The sequence below is a fragment of the Pantoea sp. BJ2 genome, from assembly GCF_040255075.1.
Lineage (GTDB): Bacteria > Pseudomonadota > Gammaproteobacteria > Enterobacterales > Enterobacteriaceae > Pantoea > Pantoea leporis.
Map to the genome: position 1 here is coordinate 463,562 of NZ_CP158292.1, position 17,674 is coordinate 481,235.

General features: G+C 55.6%; 14 protein-coding genes and 2 pseudogenes. 10 read left to right on the forward strand and 6 right to left on the reverse strand.

Annotated features, from left to right (window positions below; translation table 11 throughout):
* Nucleotides 1-5 precede the first annotated feature (5 nt).
* Nucleotides 6-221 (reverse strand): annotated as a pseudogene (locus AAF463_RS02005) (isocitrate/isopropylmalate family dehydrogenase); the annotation flags it as partial.
* Between the two features lie 269 nt (nucleotides 222-490).
* Here AAF463_RS02005 and AAF463_RS02010 point away from each other — a divergent pair.
* The 4 genes and pseudogenes from AAF463_RS02010 (at nucleotide 491) to AAF463_RS02025 (ending at nucleotide 5,164) form a co-directional block, all read left to right on the forward strand.
* Nucleotides 491-1,912: a sodium:solute symporter family protein gene (locus AAF463_RS02010; RefSeq protein WP_350261441.1), complete on the forward strand. Its 1,422-nt coding sequence runs from the start codon at nucleotides 491-493 to the stop codon at nucleotides 1,910-1,912.
* Nucleotide 1,913: 1 nt separating this feature from the next.
* On the forward strand, nucleotides 1,914-3,101 hold the full coding sequence (locus AAF463_RS02015) for an exo-alpha-sialidase (protein ID WP_350261442.1): 1,188 nt from the start codon (nucleotides 1,914-1,916) through the stop codon (nucleotides 3,099-3,101).
* Nucleotides 3,098-3,781 carry an SDR family oxidoreductase gene (locus tag AAF463_RS02020; RefSeq protein WP_192412616.1) on the forward strand — a complete coding sequence of 228 codons (684 nt, stop codon included), beginning with the start codon at nucleotides 3,098-3,100 and terminating at the stop codon, nucleotides 3,779-3,781. The genes AAF463_RS02015 and AAF463_RS02020 overlap by 4 nt, the downstream gene beginning before the upstream one ends.
* A gap of 157 nt (nucleotides 3,782-3,938) precedes the next feature.
* Nucleotides 3,939-5,164, forward strand: a pseudogene (locus AAF463_RS02025) (IS481 family transposase).
* Between the two features lie 16 nt (nucleotides 5,165-5,180).
* On the opposite strand, the gene AAF463_RS02030 reads toward AAF463_RS02025, so the two are convergent.
* Nucleotides 5,181-7,136: a sigma 54-interacting transcriptional regulator gene (locus AAF463_RS02030; protein WP_101762336.1), complete on the reverse strand. Its 1,956-nt coding sequence runs from the start codon at nucleotides 7,134-7,136 to the stop codon at nucleotides 5,181-5,183.
* 197 nt (nucleotides 7,137-7,333) lie between these two features.
* Between AAF463_RS02030 and AAF463_RS02035 the strand changes: the two genes are divergently transcribed.
* The 5 genes from AAF463_RS02035 to AAF463_RS02055 all read left to right on the forward strand — a co-directional run bounded on the left by AAF463_RS02035 (nucleotide 7,334) and on the right by AAF463_RS02055 (nucleotide 12,546).
* A complete protein-coding gene (locus AAF463_RS02035; protein ID WP_350261443.1) occupies nucleotides 7,334-8,353 on the forward strand; it encodes a Gfo/Idh/MocA family oxidoreductase in 1,020 nt (339 codons plus the stop codon).
* Nucleotides 8,353-9,132: a TIM barrel protein gene (locus AAF463_RS02040; protein WP_110868111.1), complete on the forward strand. Its 780-nt coding sequence runs from the start codon at nucleotides 8,353-8,355 to the stop codon at nucleotides 9,130-9,132. The genes AAF463_RS02035 and AAF463_RS02040 overlap by 1 nt, the downstream gene beginning before the upstream one ends.
* A gap of 85 nt (nucleotides 9,133-9,217) precedes the next feature.
* Nucleotides 9,218-10,132, forward strand: a complete 915-nt coding sequence (locus AAF463_RS02045) for a substrate-binding domain-containing protein (RefSeq protein ID WP_137385009.1) — start codon at nucleotides 9,218-9,220, stop codon at nucleotides 10,130-10,132.
* 197 nt (nucleotides 10,133-10,329) lie between these two features.
* Nucleotides 10,330-11,298, forward strand: a complete 969-nt coding sequence (locus AAF463_RS02050) for a glycosyltransferase (protein ID WP_350261444.1) — start codon at nucleotides 10,330-10,332, stop codon at nucleotides 11,296-11,298.
* A complete protein-coding gene (locus AAF463_RS02055) occupies nucleotides 11,299-12,546 on the forward strand; it encodes an O-antigen ligase family protein (RefSeq protein WP_350261445.1) in 1,248 nt (415 codons plus the stop codon).
* A 44-nt stretch (nucleotides 12,547-12,590) separates the two neighbouring features.
* Here the strand turns inward: AAF463_RS02055 and AAF463_RS02060 are convergent, their stop codons facing one another.
* Nucleotides 12,591-13,526 (reverse strand): glycosyltransferase family 2 protein, encoded by a 936-nt coding sequence (locus tag AAF463_RS02060; protein ID WP_350261446.1) that lies wholly within the window; start codon nucleotides 13,524-13,526, stop codon nucleotides 12,591-12,593.
* Nucleotides 13,527-13,759: 233 nt separating this feature from the next.
* Here AAF463_RS02060 and AAF463_RS02065 point away from each other — a divergent pair, with 233 nt between their 5' ends.
* Entirely contained in the window at nucleotides 13,760-15,211 is a 1,452-nt protein-coding gene (locus AAF463_RS02065) for a methyl-accepting chemotaxis protein (RefSeq protein WP_350261447.1), read from the forward strand.
* 45 nt (nucleotides 15,212-15,256) lie between these two features.
* Here AAF463_RS02065 and AAF463_RS02070 read toward each other — a convergent pair whose 3' ends face one another.
* The 3 genes from AAF463_RS02070 to AAF463_RS02080 form a co-directional block, all read right to left on the reverse strand.
* On the reverse strand, nucleotides 15,257-15,547 hold the full coding sequence (locus tag AAF463_RS02070) for a DUF1330 domain-containing protein (protein WP_350261448.1): 291 nt from the start codon (nucleotides 15,545-15,547) through the stop codon (nucleotides 15,257-15,259).
* Nucleotides 15,547-16,428, reverse strand: coding sequence for a glutathione-dependent disulfide-bond oxidoreductase (gene yghU, locus AAF463_RS02075; protein WP_137385013.1), 882 nt, complete (start codon nucleotides 16,426-16,428; stop codon nucleotides 15,547-15,549). The genes AAF463_RS02070 and yghU overlap by 1 nt, the downstream gene beginning before the upstream one ends.
* A gap of 101 nt (nucleotides 16,429-16,529) precedes the next feature.
* Nucleotides 16,530-17,549, reverse strand: a complete 1,020-nt coding sequence (locus tag AAF463_RS02080) for a LacI family DNA-binding transcriptional regulator (RefSeq protein ID WP_101762326.1) — start codon at nucleotides 17,547-17,549, stop codon at nucleotides 16,530-16,532.
* Nucleotides 17,550-17,674: the final 125 nt, after the last annotated feature.

Here is a 17,674-nt window from a genome sequence, read left to right on the forward strand (position 1 = left end):
GGAGGTTACAACGCAGCAGCGATAGCCGCGCCCAGTTCCTCGGTTGACGCGCGGCCGTCGAGCTCGCGCGTCAGGCTGTTGCCCGCCGCCAGCGTAAGCTCGATGGCATCCAACACCGCTGCGCCCGCTTCGGCGTAATCGAGGTGCTCCAGCATCATCGCGCCACTCCAAATCTGACCAATCGGGTTGTTCACGCCTTTACCAGCGATATCGGGTGCCGATTCAAAGGCGCTGTAATCAATGCGTTGATTTTGATTATTTGTAATCATATTTGATGCTTTGTGAGCAACTTCAAACAAATTAAGCCCTGTTTAGCCTATAAAACGCCTCTAATATGCGTAAATTCATTCTTATTTGAGCGAAATGAATCATAAGCATAAGTGGGGTGGCGAAGTGCGTAGACACGGTGAATAACAACATCGGCCACCTCATCAACGGGACGCGTGAAGCCCAGCGCGTTCCACGACCCTACGTTATCGATGAGGCTGAAATGAAACAATTCTCTACAGAAGGGATGGTGATTATTGTCGGGATTGTCTTTGCGTACATCCTGTTCACCACCTGGCTCACCTGGCGTCTGCGCAGTAAAAACAGCGGCGACTTTATGGCTGGCTCCAATGTGATGCCGGCATTTGTGGTGGGCGTGATGCTGATGTCGGAATACATCGGCGCCAAATCAACTATCGGTACGGCTCAGGCGGCCTTCGAGGATGGCTTTGCCGCTTCATGGTCGGTGATTGGTGCCGCCATAGGTTTCCCGCTGTTTGGTTTTCTGCTGGTAAAGCGCATCTACAATACCGGTAAAATCACCATCTCTGCGGCGATCGCTGAACGTTATGGCAACTCCACCAAAAACATCATCTCGCTGATCATGATCTATGCGCTGTTGCTGGTTAACGTCGGTAACTACGTTAGCGGTGCGGCGGCGATCTCAACGGTGCTCAACCTCGATCTCACTACCGCTGCGGTGATCACCGCGATCGTCAGTACGTTCTATTTTATGTTCGGTGGCATGAAAGGCATCGCCTGGGTCACGCTGCTGCACAGCGGACTGAAATATATCGGTATTCTGATCATTCTCGGCGTGGCCCTGCACATGACCGGCGGCGTCAGCCCAATGATCAAAGAGATGCCGCATTTCTACTGGACGTGGGACGGCAACGTTGGCGGCAGCACTATTTTCGCCTGGATGATTGGTACTATCGGCTCGATCTTCTGTACTCAGTTTGTGATTCAGGCGATTGCCTCGACAAAAAGTGCCGAGTCCGCCAAACGTGCAACCTGGGTGGCGTTCTTCTTCTGCATGCCGATTGCCATTGCTATCGCGCTGATTGGCGTGGCGGCGAAATACCTGCATCCCGATATTAAAAGTCTCTACGCGCTGCCGGTGTTCCTGCAGGACATGAGTCCCTGGCTGGCGGGGATTGTCACCACCTCACTCGTGGCGTCGATCTTTGTCAGCGTCAGCACCGTAGCGCTGGCGATTGCCTCGCTGGTGGTAAAAGATTTCTACGTGCCCTATCGCAATCCGACGCCGGAGCGTGAGTTCCGCATGACGCGCTGGCTGTCGCTGCTGATCGGTTTCCTGCCGCTGATTTTCGTGCTGTTCGTGCCGGAAGTATTGAAGCTCTCCTTCTTCACCCGCGCTATTCGGCTATCGATTTCAGTGGTGGCAATCATCGCCTTTTATCTGCCGTTCTTTAAAAGCACGCGCGGCGCCAATGCAGGCCTGATTGGTGCGTGCGTCATGACGTCAGTGTGGTATCTGCTAGGCGATCCATTAGGTATCAACAACATGTACGTGGCGTTGATCACGCCTGCGGTCATCATGGTGATTGACCGCCTGATCCCTTCAAGCCAAACCCATGAGAAAAAAGCCCCGAAATCTTCAATGCAAAACAGTGGAGCCTGAAATGAGTGATTTAACCTTTACCGTTGAACGCAGCGGTAACCTCCATCCGCACGCGCAGGATGCGCAACAGCTCACGGCGATGCTGCCTTCGGTCTGCCCGCAGAACCATGCGGCGAATCTGCTGCCGCTACCCAATGGCGACCTGCTGTGTGTGTGGTTTGGCGGCACGCAGGAAGGGATCGCCGATATTTCTGTGTGGTGCTCGCGGCTGAAAAGCGGCAGCACACAGTGGAGCGAGGCGGAAAAACTCTCTGACGATCCCACGCGATCGGAGCAAAATCCGCTGCTGTTCCTCGATCCCGAACAGGTGCTTTGGCTGCTGTGGACGGCGCAGAAATCCGGCAATCAGGACACAGCGATTGTGCGCTATCGTCAGTCACGCGATTTTGGCCGCAGCTGGGGGGCAATCGACACCTTGCTCGATCAGCCCGGCACCTTTATTCGCCAGCCGATTGTGGTGCTGCCAAACGGTAACTGGCTGCTGCCGGTATTTTATTGCCGAACGCAGCCTGGCGTGAAATGGGTAGGTAACGATGATATCAGCGCGGTGAAAATCTCCAGTGATAAAGGCCAAAGCTGGCGCGATGTGGCGGTGCCAGACAGCCTGGGCTGCGTGCATATGAACATCACGTTGCTGCAGGATGGCAGCTTACTGGCGCTGTATCGCAGCCGCTGGGCCGATTTCATCTATCAAAGTCGTTCCACCGACGGCGGCGAAAGCTGGAGTGCGCCGCTGGCGACTGACTTGCCAAACAACAACTCGTCGATTCAGGTCACGACATTGCACAACGGCCATCTGGCGCTGGTGTTTAATGCCATGAGCGCCAGAGATGCCAGCGAGCGCCGCTTATCGCTGTATGACGAAATCGAAGATGAAGAGGATGACGGCGATGTGGCGGTGGCGGCAGAGCCGCTGGTGCACAGCGGACGCAGCGCGTTTTGGGGCGCACCCCGCGCGCCAATGACGCTGGCGATTTCCGCCGATGGCGGCAAAAGCTGGCCATGGCAGCGTAATCTCGACGAGGGCGACGGCTACTGCATGACCAATAATTCGCAGCAAAAGCTTAACCGCGAGTTCTCCTATCCGAGCATCAAACAAAGTGACGATGGCGCGCTGCATGTGGCTTACACCTATTTTCGTCAGGCGATTAAATATGTGCGCGTCGATGAAAGCTGGGTGAAAGGATGAGCAGGCAGCGACACGCGCTGGTAACTGGCGTCAGCTCTGGCATAGGCGCCGCCATCGCCGATCATCTGTTGCAACAAGGTTGGCAGGTGACCGGTTTTAGCCGCACGTCGGTGCAGAACGATCATCCAGCGTTCACCTCGGTCAGCGTGGATCTGTTGGATGCCAATCTGCTGAAGCAGGCGCTACTGGCGCTGCCGAAGGTGGATGCGCTGGTGCATGCCGCAGGCATGATGGCGGCTGCGCCGCTCGGTGAGCTGGATGAGGAGCAGAGCGCGCGTTTGTGGTACTTGCACGTGCAGGTGGCGGAGATAATGGCAAATGTCTTGCAGCCGCAGATGGCGCAGGGCGATCGTATCTTGCTGGTTGGCAGCCGCACGTCACGCGGCGCGGCGAATCGCAGCCAGTACGTGAGCACCAAGGCGGCAATGGTGGGCATGGCGCGCAGCTGGGCGGCGGAACTGGCACCCAAAGGCATCACGGTGAATGTGATTGCGCCGGGGGCGACGGAGACGCCCATGCTGCTGCAGCCCGGCCGCGCCAGTTCACCCCCAAAGCTGCCGCCGATGGGGCGCTATATCAAGCCACAGGAAGTGGCGGCGCTGGCAGGGTTTGTGCTGTCGCCTGCCGCCGATGCGATTACCGGGCAGGAGTTGGTGATCTGTGGTGGGGCGTCGTTGTAGTTTTTTCCCTCACCCTAACCCTCTCCCACAGGGAGAGGGAATTGAATAGTGCACCGACTAACTCCCTCTCCCAGTGGGAGTGTACAGTCCGGGGACATGGTGAACACTTGTTCGGGGACATGGTAGACACTTACAACTAAGGCATAAGAACCCGTTTATGGAGTCGCTTATGTCCTGGGATGCGAGAGATACCATGTCATTACGTAAAGAGTTTGTTCTGTTAGCCTCGCAAGACGGGGCGAACATCCGCGCACTCTGCCGTCACTACGGCATTTCTTCCGCCACTGCCTACAAGTGGCTTCGCCGCTGGGCTGAAGAGGGAGAATCCGGTCTTCAGGACCGCCCCTGCATACCCCATCACTCTCCCAACCGCTCGTCTGACGACATCACTGACCTGCTTCGTATGGCGCATGAACTTCATCAGCACTGGGGCGCGCGCAAGATAAAGCGCTGGCTCGAAGACCGCGGACACCGCATGCCCGCCTTCAGCACCGTCCACAGCCTGATGGCCCGCCACGACCTGCTGCCGGGCTCAGCTCCGGGTGTCCCGGCCACGGGCCGGTTTGAACATGCGGCCCCGAACCAGCTCTGGCAGATGGATTTCAAGGGGCATTTTCCCTTTGGCGGCGGCCGCTGCCACCCGCTTACCCTCCTTGACGATCACTCCCGCTTCTCGCTGTGCCTCGTACACTGCGCTGACGAGCGGCGTGAGACGGTGCAGAAGCAGCTGGTCAGCGTCTTTGAACGTTACGGCCTGCCGGACCGGATGACGATGGATAACGGTTCGCCGTGGGGCGACACTACCGGGACCTGGACGGCCGTCGAGCTGTGGCTTATGCGACAGGGTATCCGGGTGGGGCACTCCCGGCCTTATCATCCGCAGACGCAGGGCAAGCTGGAGCGCTTTCACCGCAGCCTGAAGGCTGAAGTGCTGCAGGGGAAGTGGTTCGCGGACGACGGTGAGCTGCAGCGCGCCTTCGATCACTGGCGGACGGTTTATAACCTTGAACGCCCGCATGAGGCGCTGGATATGGCGGTGCCGGCGTCGCGCTATCAGCCATCGGCTCGGCAGTACAGCGCCAGCGTAACGTCAGCGGAATACGACGAGGGCGTGATGGTCAGGAAGGTAGATATCAGTGGGAAGCTGACTATAAAAGGCCTGAGTCTGAAGGCAGGCAAGGCGTTCAGGGGAGAGCACGTTGGCCTGAAGGAGATGCAGGAAGACGGGTGCTACGAGGTATGGTGGTACAGCACAAAAGTGGGGGTGATCGACCTGAAGAAAAAGTCGATCACCATGGGTAAAGGATGTTAAAAAGTGTTCACCATGTCCCCGAACACCTGTCTACCATGTCCCCGGACTGTACAGGGAGAGGGCTGGGATGAGGGCAACAAGTCGCACCTAACCGCGCCGCAATCCCGCCACATCCACCTGCCACTGATGCAGCTTGTTATACAGTGCGGTGCGTGAAATCCCCAGCAGCTGGGCAGACTGGCGCAGGTTGCCTTTTTGCTCACGCACCACCTGCATCACATGCTGGCGCTCATTCTCCTGCAGCGAGGTCAATTCGCTGGCGACAGGCGCGTTACGCTGCACCATCTCTTCCGGCAGATCGTGGCGCTCAATCTCCAACCCTTCACACAAATTCACCATGCGCTCGACCAGATTCTCCAGCTCACGCACGTTGCCGGGCCAGTGCCACGCCTGTAAACAGCGCATCGCCTCAGCGGAAAGCTGCGGCGCGATGCGCTTCAGCCGGGTGCAGAGCGCCTGAATAAAGGTATTCACCAGGCCGGGAATATCCTCCTGACGCTCGCGCAGCGGCGGGATCTCCAGCGAAATCACATTCAGACGATAGTAGAGATCGCGGCGGAATGCGCCTTTTTCCACCGCATCCAGCAGATTGCAGTGGGTAGCGGCGATGATGCGCACGTTGACCTTGATGGGATGGGCCGCGCCGATTCGCACCACTTCGCCCTCCTGCAGCACGCGCAGCAGGCTGGTTTGCGCCTCGAGCGGCATCTCGCCAATCTCATCAAGGAACAAGGTGCCGCCATCGGCCAGCTCAAATTTGCCTGCCGAGCCGCCGCGTCGCGATCCGGTAAAAGCGCCGTCGACATAGCCAAACAGTTCGCTCTGCACTAAATCACGTGGCAATGCGCCGCAGTTCAGCGCGATAAAGGCTTCCTGCTGGCGCGGGCTGGCGTTGTGAATCGCCTGCGCGAACAGCTCTTTACCGGTGCCGCTTTCGCCGGTTAATAATACCGTGCTGTCGCTGCGGCTGCTGGCGCGCGCTTTCTGAATCGCTTGCAGCACGCGCGGCGCGTGCCCGCGAATCATCTCAAAGGTGTAGCTGGCGCCGACGCCCATCACGCGGCGCGTAATGGCGCGGATACGTTGATTCTCGCGCAGCGACAGCACGCGGCCGCCGTCTGGCGCGGGCATCAGCGAAATAAGGCAGGAAAGGGGATGCACGCCATCCGGCATAAATTGCAGCTCGCGGTCATTGCAGAACGGCATGGTGAGCAGCGATCCGCCTTGCGGTTGCAGCAGCACGTCGATCGGTCCGGCGCTGGGATCGAGGCCGCTAAAGATCTGGCGCGCATAGCGATTCAGCGTTTTGATGCGACCGTGACGATCGCAGACGATCACGCCTTCGTTCAGGGTTTCGAGGATCGACTGCTGCTCGGCCAGCAAACGGCGCAGCATCAGCTGCTGACCAACCGCTTCCGCTGCCGCCTGCACCGTGCCGAGCGTATGCGCATTAAAGTTGTCAGGCGTGGCGGTAAGCGTGAGCACGCCAAGCAGCTGGCCGCTGGCATCGCGCACCGGTGCGGCAGCACATTGGCGATGGCGTTTGCGCAGATCCAGCTTCCAGTTTTCGCCGCTCAACACGTACACCAGCCGCTGCTCAATCAGGCAGCGCGCGGTGCAATTGGTGCCGAGCACTTCTTCGCGCAGGATGCTGCCGACCGGCGTCAGATCCGCGCCGCAGAAGTGCAGCGTCACGCCTTGCGCATCGGTCAGATTGATGTGGCCATCCGGGTTATACGCCAGCAGGTTTTCCATGATGCTGCGCGCCGCGAGGATCAACTCGGCATTGTGCTCAAGGATCGCCGCTAGTTCCGCAGCGGGTGGCGAGACATAGGCAAAGGTGGCGGGATCGATCGCGCGCTGCTGCGATCGCCGCCACGACTGCAAAATGCTGTGCCGCATCCAGCCGGGCTGTTCACCGCGTTCGAAGCTGTGCCAGCCCTGCCACAACAACGTATCCCATTCGCCCACCTCCGCGCTGTCCGGCAAGCTGAAGATCGGATCGCTTTCATCTTTAAACGGCAAACGCTCACTGGCACGCATGTGACACTCCTGAACAAGATGGAATGTACATTTTATTGACATGTGAAGTTGACATGTAAATTTTGTTGCCAGATTGTGAGCTATATCTGTGTTATGCCTCACATAAAGCGGCGGATTGCAGTTGGCATCGCCTTTGCACTACCGATTGCACATCCCTGCGCTCGAATGAGCACATCCAAAACAATAAGGAATAGGTCATGACATTTCATCTTAAGCCAGTACGCGTCGGCCTGATTGGCGCCGGTCGCATGGGCAGCTTCCACGCGGAAAATCTGGCCTGGCGCGTGCCGGGTGCGATCCTCGCAGCGGTGGCCGATCCGCAACCGGGCGCGGCCGACGCGCTGACCAATAAGCTCGGCGTCGCTAAAGCCTATAGCGATCTGCATGCGCTGCTGCAGGATCCCGAAATTGAGGCGGTGGCGATTGCCGCGCCAGCGCGCACGCACGCCGAATGGGTGATCGCTGCCGCCGAGGCGGGCAAACATGTGTTCTGTGAGAAGCCGATGGCGGTGACGCTGGAAGAGGCGGATCGTGCAATTGCTGCCGCGAAAGCGGCCGGCGTCGTGTTGCAGGTCGGTTTTAACCGCCGCTTTGATTCCGGTTTTGCTGCAGCGATCGCGGCGGTGAAGGCGGGTGAAAATGGCACCACGCAGCTGAGCCGGTCGCTGACGCGCGATCCGGGCCTGCACGATCCTTCGCGCATCCCACAGTGGACGATCTTCCTTGAAACGCTGATCCACGATTTCGACACGCTGCTGCACTTTAACCCTGGCGCGAAGCCGGTGGAAGTCTATGCGCTGGCCGATGCGCTGGTGCGTCCGGATTTCAAAGACAAAGGCTTGCTCGACACCTCGGTGGTCACCATTCGCTTTAATAACGGCGCGATTGCCACCGCCGAAGCCAACTTCCAGGCGGTGTATGGCTACGACGTGCGCGGCGAAGTGTTCGGTAGCAAAGGCATGCTGCAGGCGGGCCACATCAACGCCAATCACTGCGTGCGCTATCACCAGGATGGTATCGCGATTGCAACCTCCCGCATGGATTCAGACCTGCTGCGCGAAGCCTATGTGGCGGAGATGGCCGAGTTTGCCCGCTGCATTCGCAGTGGCGAAACGCCGCGCGCTACCGGTGAAGATGCACGCAACGCGCTGGTAATCGCGCTGGCCTGTATCGACTCGGTGCAGCAGCAGCAACCCATCAAATTGGGAGGTCGCTAATGGCCGGTTATCAGCTGTCGGTATGTGCCGAAATGGTGTTTCTCGATCTGCCTTTTGTCGAGCGCGTGAAACGCATTCATGCACTGGGCTTTGGCGTCGAAATCTGGGGCTGGGCCAACAAAGATATCGATGCGCTGGCGGCGACCGGCGCGCGTTTCACCTCGATGACCGGCTACCTCAGCGGCAACCTGACCGATGATGATGAGATTCAGCAACTGCTGCAAAGTGCTGAAGCGTCGCTGGCGGTGGCCGAGCGGCTCAACTGTCCGGCGTTGAACCTGCACGGTACCGGACTGGATGACAAAGGTTTGCCGGTCAAACCGGTTGACGTGGTGACCGGCGCGATGTGGCTGAAAGCGGCCGACACGCTGCGCAAAGTGGCGCAGCTGGGCGAGCGCGCCGGACGCGTCTTCACGCTGGAGAACCTTAACTTGCCGGTTGATCATCCCGGTACACCGTTTGCGCTGGCGGCCGACACGCTGGCGCTGGTGGAAGCGGTTAACAGCCCGGCGCTGAAGATGAACCTCGACCTGTATCACGCGCAGATTGGCGAAGGCAATTTGATCGAACTGATTCGTCGCTGTGGTTCGGCGATAGGTGAAATTCAGGTAGCCGATGTGCCGGGGCGTCAGCAGCCGGGCACCGGCGAGATTAACTATCGCGCCATCGCCCGTGCGCTACACGATGTTGGCTATCAGGGCACCGTGGCGCTGGAAGGCTGGGCCAGCGGCGAAAGTGGCGCCGCGCTGCAGCAGTTCCGCGATCATTTCACGCTTTGACGATTTCACCGCCGGGTATTTGCCTGTTATCCGGCATTAACTCAATGAAATATATAACAATATCTCAACCCTACAGGACTAACCCATGAACATCAGAAATGTGATGCTGTGCCTCTGCGCGCTGCTGCTCAGCCTGAGCGTGAGCGCTAAAACCTTCACCGTCGGCGTCGCGCTGGCTAACTTCGATCTCAACTTCGTCTCGATTCTGCGCACCCAGATGCAGGCAGAGCTGAAAGCTAACCAGCTCAATAGCCAGTTTGTGGATGCCAAAGGCGATGTCGCGCTGCAAGTGCAGCAGGTGGATGATTTTGTTAATCAGGGTGTCGATGCCATCATCCTCAATCCGGTGGACACTCAAGGCGTATTGCCAATGATTACCGCGGCGAAAAATGCCGGCATTCCGCTGATCTTCGTCAATCGTAAGCCAGAAGTGAAACTGCCAAGCGACATGGCGTATGTTGGTTCAGACTCGGCGTTGGGCGGAGAAATGCAGATGGAAGCGCTGGCGAAGAAGATGAATTACAAAGGCAACGTGGCGATTTTGATGGGCGCGTTGTCGAATGAAGAAGCGCGTGAACGCACCCGCGCGGTGGAAGCCGTGATTGCCAAATACAAAGATATGAAGGTGATTGAAAAGCAGAGCGCCAAATGGCAGCGCAACGAAGCGGTGGATGTGGTATCGAGCTGGCTGCTGAATCAGCGCCCGATTGACGCTATCGCGGCGAATAATGATGAAATGGCGATTGGTGCCATCATGGCGCTCAACCAGGCGAAAAATGAGAAGATTTTGGTCGCCGGCATCGACGGCACGCCGGATGGTCAGCAGTTCGTGAAGAACGGCAAAATGACGCTGACCATTTTCCAGGACGCGAAAGGGCAGGCGACCGGCGCGGTGCAGGTGACTAAAGCGCTGCTGGAGAAGCAGAAAGTGCAGGAGTTCAACTGGATTCCGTATCAAACCATCACGCCTGAGAACTATGCGCAGTTCGCGGCGAAATAACATTTTTATTTACCAAAACTCTCCTGCTCGCAGGAGAGTTTTACGCTGGAAACCCGATTTATTCCTCCTCCACTTCGCTTTATTTGCCTAACTCTGACTGATAAACTCCGGCTGCAACCAGAATTGTCTCTGGTTAATGATTGCTCAGGCATGATGCATTAACAGAACGCATGCTTTCGACCGGAGAGAAGTGCAGGATGGATAAAGAGATTCTCAACACCATAAATTCTCAGCACCTTTTTCCCGCGCACAGCGACCGGCATATTTTTTTTGGTGTTGATGGTAAATTCATTGGCCACTCGCTGATTACCATCATGTCGATAATCAAGCATGCCAATGATGTTCGTTATCACTTTCATCTTATCTCTTCGGAAATATCTGCAGTTGATACTGCGCGTCTGGAAAAAATATTCGCTGGATCGCCACATGGGTTAACGCTGCATCCTATTCAGGATAGTTTGTTTAGCGCGTTCCCTACCACAGAGTTGTTCACTCGCGCGACCTATTATCGTTTTCTCGCTCCGCTTATCTTGCCGCATGCCACTAAATTGCTTTATCTCGATGCCGATATGGTGTGTCTGAATCCTCTTGATGAATTATGGCAGATTGCCATGCCAGCTGACGTTATTGCCTTGGTGGTTGGCGAGATTCAGGCATTGCAACCGCAGTTGGCTGAAAAGGTGGGCTTGCGTGGAAAGCGCTATTTTAATGCCGGCATGATGCTGATTGATGTTCAAAAGTGGAACCGCGAGCAGATCAGTGAACGCGCTTTTAATTTGCTTAGCGAAAAGGGAAAACAATTCCAGTATCTTGATCAGGATGCGTTGAATACGTTGCTTGAGGACCGTGTGATATTTACGGAAACGCGCTTTAACACCATCAATATGCTCTCACACGATGATAGCGGTTATACACAGGATGTGCCGAAAAATACCTGCTTATTGCATTATGCGGGTGCCGATAAACCCTGGCAGCGGTGGAATCAACAGCACGTTGGCCATTACTATCGCGATCTTTATCAGATTTCGCCATTAGCCGACGTCTCTTTTGAAACACCGAAAAACGCGCAACAAGCGAAGAGAATGTACAAATTTTTGTTCCGTAGTCATCAATGGATGCCGGCACTCTATTGGCGCATTAAGTATTTTAAAATGAGGTATTTTTGAGTGCAGACTTTACGTTTAAAGCCGCTGTTAACCGAAAGCAATATTTATCAGCTGTGCTTTTTGCTGTTAACCCTGGCATTTGCGACCTCGTTAGTTATCCCCGCATATCCTAAGAAAACATTTTATCTGGTGGGTTATTTAACGCTATTTTTTCTGCTGGCCCAGGGAATAAAAAGAAAATTCATTATCGATAAGAGTGCTTTCATCGTCGCTATTCCCATTCTATTATTGGGCATAGTCAGGGTAATATGGTCGCGTATTTATGCCGATGCCTATTTTAGCGATGTAGTGGATAACTATTTTCAGGGCGGTAAACTTTTCATTATCTCCGCTTTTGTCAGCTATTTTTTCATTGCGTGGCGTCACTGTTTGTCAACGAAAGTCCTGCGCATTAGCGTAGGCTTGTTAATTTTTGGCTTGCTGCTGACGCTGGGCGCCGGCTGGTACGAACATGCTCAGACGCAGCAACGCATTAAATTACTCACCGATTCAGCCGGTACCGTTTCATACCTGATGACGGCGTTAGCATTAACTGCCCTGTTTATTGTGAATAAGGTCATAGTTCGCCGCCTTAATCAAATTCTGCTGTTCACCGCTATCTTTGTGGTGAATATGCTGCTGATGTTCCTCACTGAGTCACGTGCGGCGGTGTTGGTGCTGCCCGTTTTATACTTGCTCTGTTTTTATCTGGTTCATCGCTGGGCAGGAAAATATTCGCTGGTGATTTTAGTTCTGTGCATTGCGGGGGGGCTGTTCTTCATGCCCAGCTCCATTATGCATCGGTTGGACAACATCCAGAACGAAATAGACAGCTATCAGAAAAATAATGATACCTCAATTGGTGCGCGCTTCTCGATCTGGAAAAGTGGCTATCACAGCGTTTCCTGGTCGCTGCTGGGGCAAAGTCCGGATGACAGAACGGATAAAGCGCGCGTTTATATTAAAACCTATGAACGCGCTAATCCTGAGGCTTATAAAAATGTGATGTATCACTTGCACGATGATTTTTTAGAAACGCTTTCGCTGCAAGGTATCGCGGGTGCTGTCACCCTGATTCTTTTTTATGTGGGTTTAATTGTGGCGGCAATGCGTCGTCGGGCATTAGATGTCGCGCTGCTTCCTGTTTCCATTTTTATATTCGGTTTGACTGATACCGTATGGATTCAAAGCAGTTCAGTGTTTATTCTGATGGCATCGATTATTATGAGCTATGCGCTGATGCAGCATAAGCCCCGAACGCATATCTAATATTTGTCAGGTCGCCATTGAAGGCGACCGATTTTCTCAACGTTTCAGCCCATTTTCCGCAATTTCATTCTCAGATATTTTTTCTTCAAACTAAATCTGACTTTACTATCCAGCAGGAATGAAACGAAAGAGACGTTTTCAATCGCCTGCTTCACCACCTGTTTCTCATGTTCATCGTGAATCAGCGGATAAAACTTATGCGCCAGATTGATCCAGTGACAAGCGAGCAGGTTGCGGTAGCTTTCACCGAGCACATTATCCATCTGTTGCGTGGCTTTGATCAGCATCGATATTTTATCGGCATCCAGCGCGCTGGAGAGACTTTTTTCTCGTTTGAAATAGAGATACGGGCTCTGCTTCGCTAAAAATATCGTCTGACTGGCTTTCAGAATCGAGGGGAATAAATACGCATCTTCGTAGCAACTGAAGTCAGGGAAATGGTTATCTTCCAACAGCGAGCGTTTAATAAACTGACCGATAAAATGCGCCTGGATATCACGATGGATAAGGAATTTTTCAATCACCTGATGTTGCGACAAGGCGTTAACCTGCAAACCTTTCCACTGGTGTAGTTTGGTCTTCTTTTCATAAATTTCATTCAGCGGCGCCAGCAGAATATCGGGTTGTTGCGCCTGCAAAAACTGCACGATGTCAGCAAAAGAGTTCGGCAAAAGCTGATCGTCACCATCCAGCATCGTGACAAAGTGGCCGCTGCATTTGCTGACGCCAAAATTTCTCACTTTGCCGATGTTACGGAACAGCACGTCAAAAATTTTCACCTGGCTGAATGAAGCGGCAAAGCTGTGCAGCAACTCGCTGGTGTTATCTGTGGATGCGTCATTCACCAACACAACCTCGACCGCATCCTCAACGCCAGAGCAGGCCTTTTTGAGGCTGTTTAACGTCTCAACAATGTATTTTTCGCAATTGTGAGCCGTGACCAGGACGCTGAGAGTGCAAGGTGAATCCATAGTTAGCATCTATCCGTTAATGTTCTGAGAGCATTCATTGCTAACAAGTCTATCGCTTTCTACGCTGAAGGGAATGAAATTGTGTTGCATGGTTTAGGTAATCATACTCACAGCTCTGCGCGTCGTTAATCAGCACAACTAAACTTTCCTCCCGCCTTGCCGATGTTTTTTACCACTGAGTCCGTGCGCTTTGCCCCACGATTTTGGGGCTCTACGATCAACTTCTGGTGTGGAAAAATGTCATGATCGCAACGCCCTTGTCAGGCCCGGCGGCTTCGCCGGTGGAGATGGTTTCGCTCAAACGTATCGCACAGCGCGCGGATAGCCTGGCGGTGATCCTCAGTTGGGCGCTGTTGCCGATTGCACTTGGCGTTGGCTGGCTAAATGACAGCGTGCTGGTGGCGCTAATTGCGGGTTTGGTATTGGCGCTGCTGGCGACGTTTTTCGGCACCGCGCTGCGCGGTACGCTTACGTCGCGGCTGGTCTTATCCGCGCTGTTAATCGGCTGGGCTGGGCTGCTTATTCAGGTTGGCGGTGGCGCAACCGAATACCACTTCTCGGTGTTTGTGTTGATGTCGGCGCTGCTGGCGTGGCGAGATGTGCGCCCGTTATTGATGGGCGCGGCGGCGGCGGCCACGCATCATGTGTTATTCAATTATCTGCAGGAAAATGATCTGTTTGGCGTGGTGGTGTTTCATCATCCCGGCTGGGACATGGTGTTTTTCCACGCGCTGTTTGTCGTGGTGCAAACCGCGATGCTGCTGGTGATTGCACGCCAGATGGCAGCGGATGCGCGCTCGGCCAGCGAAGTGGCGCAACTGGCGGCACACATTAATCAGCAAGCCGGTTATCTCACGCTGCGTGCCGATACTCAGCAGAGTGAAACGCCGTTCGCGCGCACCTTCAGTACTACGCTTGGGACCCTACACGGCACTTTGCATCAGGTCAGCGACGGCGTCGGTCAACTGCTGGCGGAATCCGACAGCATTCTGGAGCGCAACGCCGCGCTCTCGACGCGTACCGACGAGCAGGCGCAAGCGCTGGAAGTGGCGGCCAGCGCTATGAGCGAAATCAGTATCGCTGCCAGCTTAACCCGGGACAAAGCGCAAAGCGCGTGCGAGCTGGCGAGTGAAACCCGCGCGGTGGCGACGCGTGGTGAAGAGAATATCCAGTCGGCGATTCGCTCGATGGAGAAAATCAGCGAAGAGTCGAGAAGGGTGAAGATCATCCTGGAGCTGATCGACGGCATTGCGTTTCAGACCAACATTCTGTCGCTGAACGCCTCGGTGGAAGCGGCGCGTGCTGGTAATCAGGGACGCGGTTTTGCCGTGGTCGCCAGCGAAGTGCGTAATCTGGCGATGCGCAGCGAAAGTGCGGCACGCGAAATTCGTCAACTGATGGATGCCAGTTCCACCAGCACCGAACATGGCACCGTGCAGGTGGAGCATGCGGCGCAAACCATGCGCGAGATTCACAGCAGTATTAGCGGGTTATCGCAGCTGGTGACGGAACTGTCGGCGATGAGTGAGCAGCAGAATTTGAGCATTGAGCAGATTCAGCAGAGCATCAATAGCATTGATCACAGCGTGCATCATAACGTGCAGCACGTGGCCGAAACGCTGCAAGTGGCGCAGCAGCAACAGCAGCAGGCCAATGCGCTGAAGCAGGCGATTTCGTTATTTAAGTTGGGATAAGCGTGACCTTTGCAAAGGTCGCCATGAATGGCGACCTTACGTTAATTACTCTACGCCATTAACCAGCAGCACGCGGTATTTCGCGCCTTTCAGGCGATGCGCTTTGGCTTCCTGATACGCCGGGCTGAAATACCAGCCTTTCGCCGCCTCAGCATCCGGGAATTCGAGCACCACCACGCCTTCCGCTTCCGGGCCTTCCAGCGTTTCCAGGGCGCCATAAAACGCCAACGGGGTGATGGGGCGGTCGCCGCGCGCCTGTCCGGCTTTCTCGGCATACGTCGCCAGCTCGTCCTGGTCTAAGGTTTCGTCCTTAATAAACACCACATATGCAGCCATTATTTCTCTCCTCGCGCCTGGCGTTTGTCTTCAGTGTTGTTATCGAAATCGGCGGCATCATGGCGCTCCAGCAGCTGATCCTGCGGCTCGGCACCAAAGGCGCGATTTACTTTACGCCCGCGAATCACCGCCGGACGCTCGGCAATCTCTTTTGCCCAGCGCACCACATTTTTGTACGACTGCACATCAAGGAATTCGCTGCCGCCATATTGGTTGTTCAGCACCAGATTGCCGTACCACGGCCAGGTGGCGATATCGGCGATGGTGTATTCGTCACCGGCGAGGAAGCGATGGTCGGCCAGTTGACGATCCAGCACGTCCAGCTGACGTTTAGCTTCCAGCGTAAAGCGGTTGATGGCGTATTCGATTTTCTCGGGCGCATAGTGATAGAAGTGACCAAAGCCGCCGCCGAGGTACGGCGCAGAACCTTGCAGCCAGAACAGCCAGTTCAGGGTTTCGGTGCGGCCTGCCAGCGAGGTCGGCAGGAAGTGACCGAACTTCTCGGCCAGATAGAGCAGGATATTGCCGGATTCAAATACGCGCTGCGGTGGCGTGACGGAATGGTCGCTCAGGGCCGGGATTTTCGAGTTCGGGTTTACATCGACAAAACCGCTAGAGAACTGATCGCCATCGCCGATACGGATCAGCCAGGCATCGTACTCGGCGTCTTTGGCACCCACCGCCAGTAACTCTTCCAGCAGGATAGTAATTTTCTGGCCGTTTGGCGTGCCGAGCGAGTATAGCTGCAGCGGATGTTTGCCGACCGGCAAGGTTTTGTCATGCGTCGGCCCGGCGGTTGGACGGTTGGTTTTCGCGCCGTTACCTTTGGCTTCCGGGTCCCAGGTCCAGACTTTCGCGGGCTGATACTGATGTTCCGACATAGTGGTTTCGCCTTGTTGTGATTGTATTTTTGCTGCTACTGAGTGTAGCAGCGCGTGATACAGGCGATTTAACCGCGCTGGCGGTGGGACGCAAAGTCCGATTATGTAAAGTTCTCTTGCGTAAACAGCATAAAGTCCACTCTACCAGGCTGATAGGTGTCGGGAATGTCGCCCTCTTCCAGATGCCGCAGCATTAGCGTTAAGGCGAGCTGAGCATGGCGCAGGGTGTTTTGATCGAGGGTGAGGTTCAGCACGCGATCCTGCAACAGTCGGCGTGTGGTGCTGTACAACTCGTGCGTGACGTACAGCACTTTACCGTCGAGACGATGACGCGCCAGCGCTTCGTGCACCTGTGTGTTGCCAATGCCGGTGTTATACAGCCCGACAATCGGCGGCGAGGCGGCCAGCGTTTTTTCTAACAGGCGGCTGATGCGTTCGCGCTCATCCTGACCGGCAAGAATCTCGCGCAGGCGCAGCTGCGGAAAGCGTTCGGCCAGCACCGCCTGAAAGCCCTCAATGCGCAGGCGGTGGGCTGCGTAATCCGCGCGTCCGCTCATCAACACCACTTCACCCGGCTGCGACAGCATGCTACCGAGCATCAAACCGGCGGTGCGCCCGGCTTTGTATTGATCGATACCGACGTGGCACAGCCGCGCGGCATCGGGCAGATCGGCGACCAGCGTGATCACCGGCACGCCGCGCGCTTTACAGGCGGCGAGCGCATCGTAGATCAGCGGGTTTTGATGGGCGAAGACGATCAGCGCATCCATCTTTTTACTGCTGGCGGTGATGTGTGCGGCGAGTTTTTCCGGTGCATTTTCCGGGATCAGCGTGCGATGCAGACGCAGGCGGCGATAACCGAGTTGGTCGGCGAGTTTGGCAAAGTCTTGCGCTAATTGCTGAAAGAAGAAGGAGGCGTTGCCGCTGAGCAGCACTTCGATCTGCCACGGATGGCGATGCTCCTCGGGCAGAATGCGTTTTAAACCGGCGTCACGAGCGGCCTGCAGGATTTTTTTGCTCATGGCGGGCGATACGCCACCGCGATCGTTGAGTACCCGGTCAACCGTGGCGACACCGACGCCCAGTTGTTTTGCCAGCTCGGCCAGCGTCACTGCTTTCATGTTGCGTGCATTCCAATAGAGCGGGCCCTCATCCTAACCTTCTCCCGCCAGCGGGAGAAGGGATCAATCGAGCAAGCCGCACCATCCCGTTCCCTCTCCCGGTGGGAGAGGGTTAGGGTGAGGGC

What these genes read in the sequence shown, in the direction of transcription:
- AAF463_RS02010 (WP_350261441.1), top strand. Translation starts at nt 491, where the DNA reads ATGAAACAATTCTCTACAGAAGGGATGGTGATTATTGTCGGGATTGTC.
- AAF463_RS02015 (WP_350261442.1), top strand. Translation starts at nt 1,914, where the DNA reads ATGAGTGATTTAACCTTTACCGTTGAACGCAGCGGTAACCTCCATCCG.
- AAF463_RS02020 (WP_192412616.1), top strand. Translation starts at nt 3,098, where the DNA reads ATGAGCAGGCAGCGACACGCGCTGGTAACTGGCGTCAGCTCTGGCATA.
- AAF463_RS02030 (WP_101762336.1), bottom strand. Translation starts at nt 7,136, where the DNA reads ATGCGTGCCAGTGAGCGTTTGCCGTTTAAAGATGAAAGCGATCCGATC.
- AAF463_RS02035 (WP_350261443.1), top strand. Translation starts at nt 7,334, where the DNA reads ATGACATTTCATCTTAAGCCAGTACGCGTCGGCCTGATTGGCGCCGGT.
- AAF463_RS02040 (WP_110868111.1), top strand. Translation starts at nt 8,353, where the DNA reads ATGGCCGGTTATCAGCTGTCGGTATGTGCCGAAATGGTGTTTCTCGAT.
- AAF463_RS02045 (WP_137385009.1), top strand. Translation starts at nt 9,218, where the DNA reads ATGAACATCAGAAATGTGATGCTGTGCCTCTGCGCGCTGCTGCTCAGC.
- AAF463_RS02050 (WP_350261444.1), top strand. Translation starts at nt 10,330, where the DNA reads ATGGATAAAGAGATTCTCAACACCATAAATTCTCAGCACCTTTTTCCC.
- AAF463_RS02060 (WP_350261446.1), bottom strand. Translation starts at nt 13,526, where the DNA reads ATGCTAACTATGGATTCACCTTGCACTCTCAGCGTCCTGGTCACGGCT.
- AAF463_RS02065 (WP_350261447.1), top strand. Translation starts at nt 13,760, where the DNA reads ATGATCGCAACGCCCTTGTCAGGCCCGGCGGCTTCGCCGGTGGAGATG.
- AAF463_RS02070 (WP_350261448.1), bottom strand. Translation starts at nt 15,547, where the DNA reads ATGGCTGCATATGTGGTGTTTATTAAGGACGAAACCTTAGACCAGGAC.
- yghU (WP_137385013.1), bottom strand. Translation starts at nt 16,428, where the DNA reads ATGTCGGAACATCAGTATCAGCCCGCGAAAGTCTGGACCTGGGACCCG.
- AAF463_RS02080 (WP_101762326.1), bottom strand. Translation starts at nt 17,549, where the DNA reads ATGAAAGCAGTGACGCTGGCCGAGCTGGCAAAACAACTGGGCGTCGGT.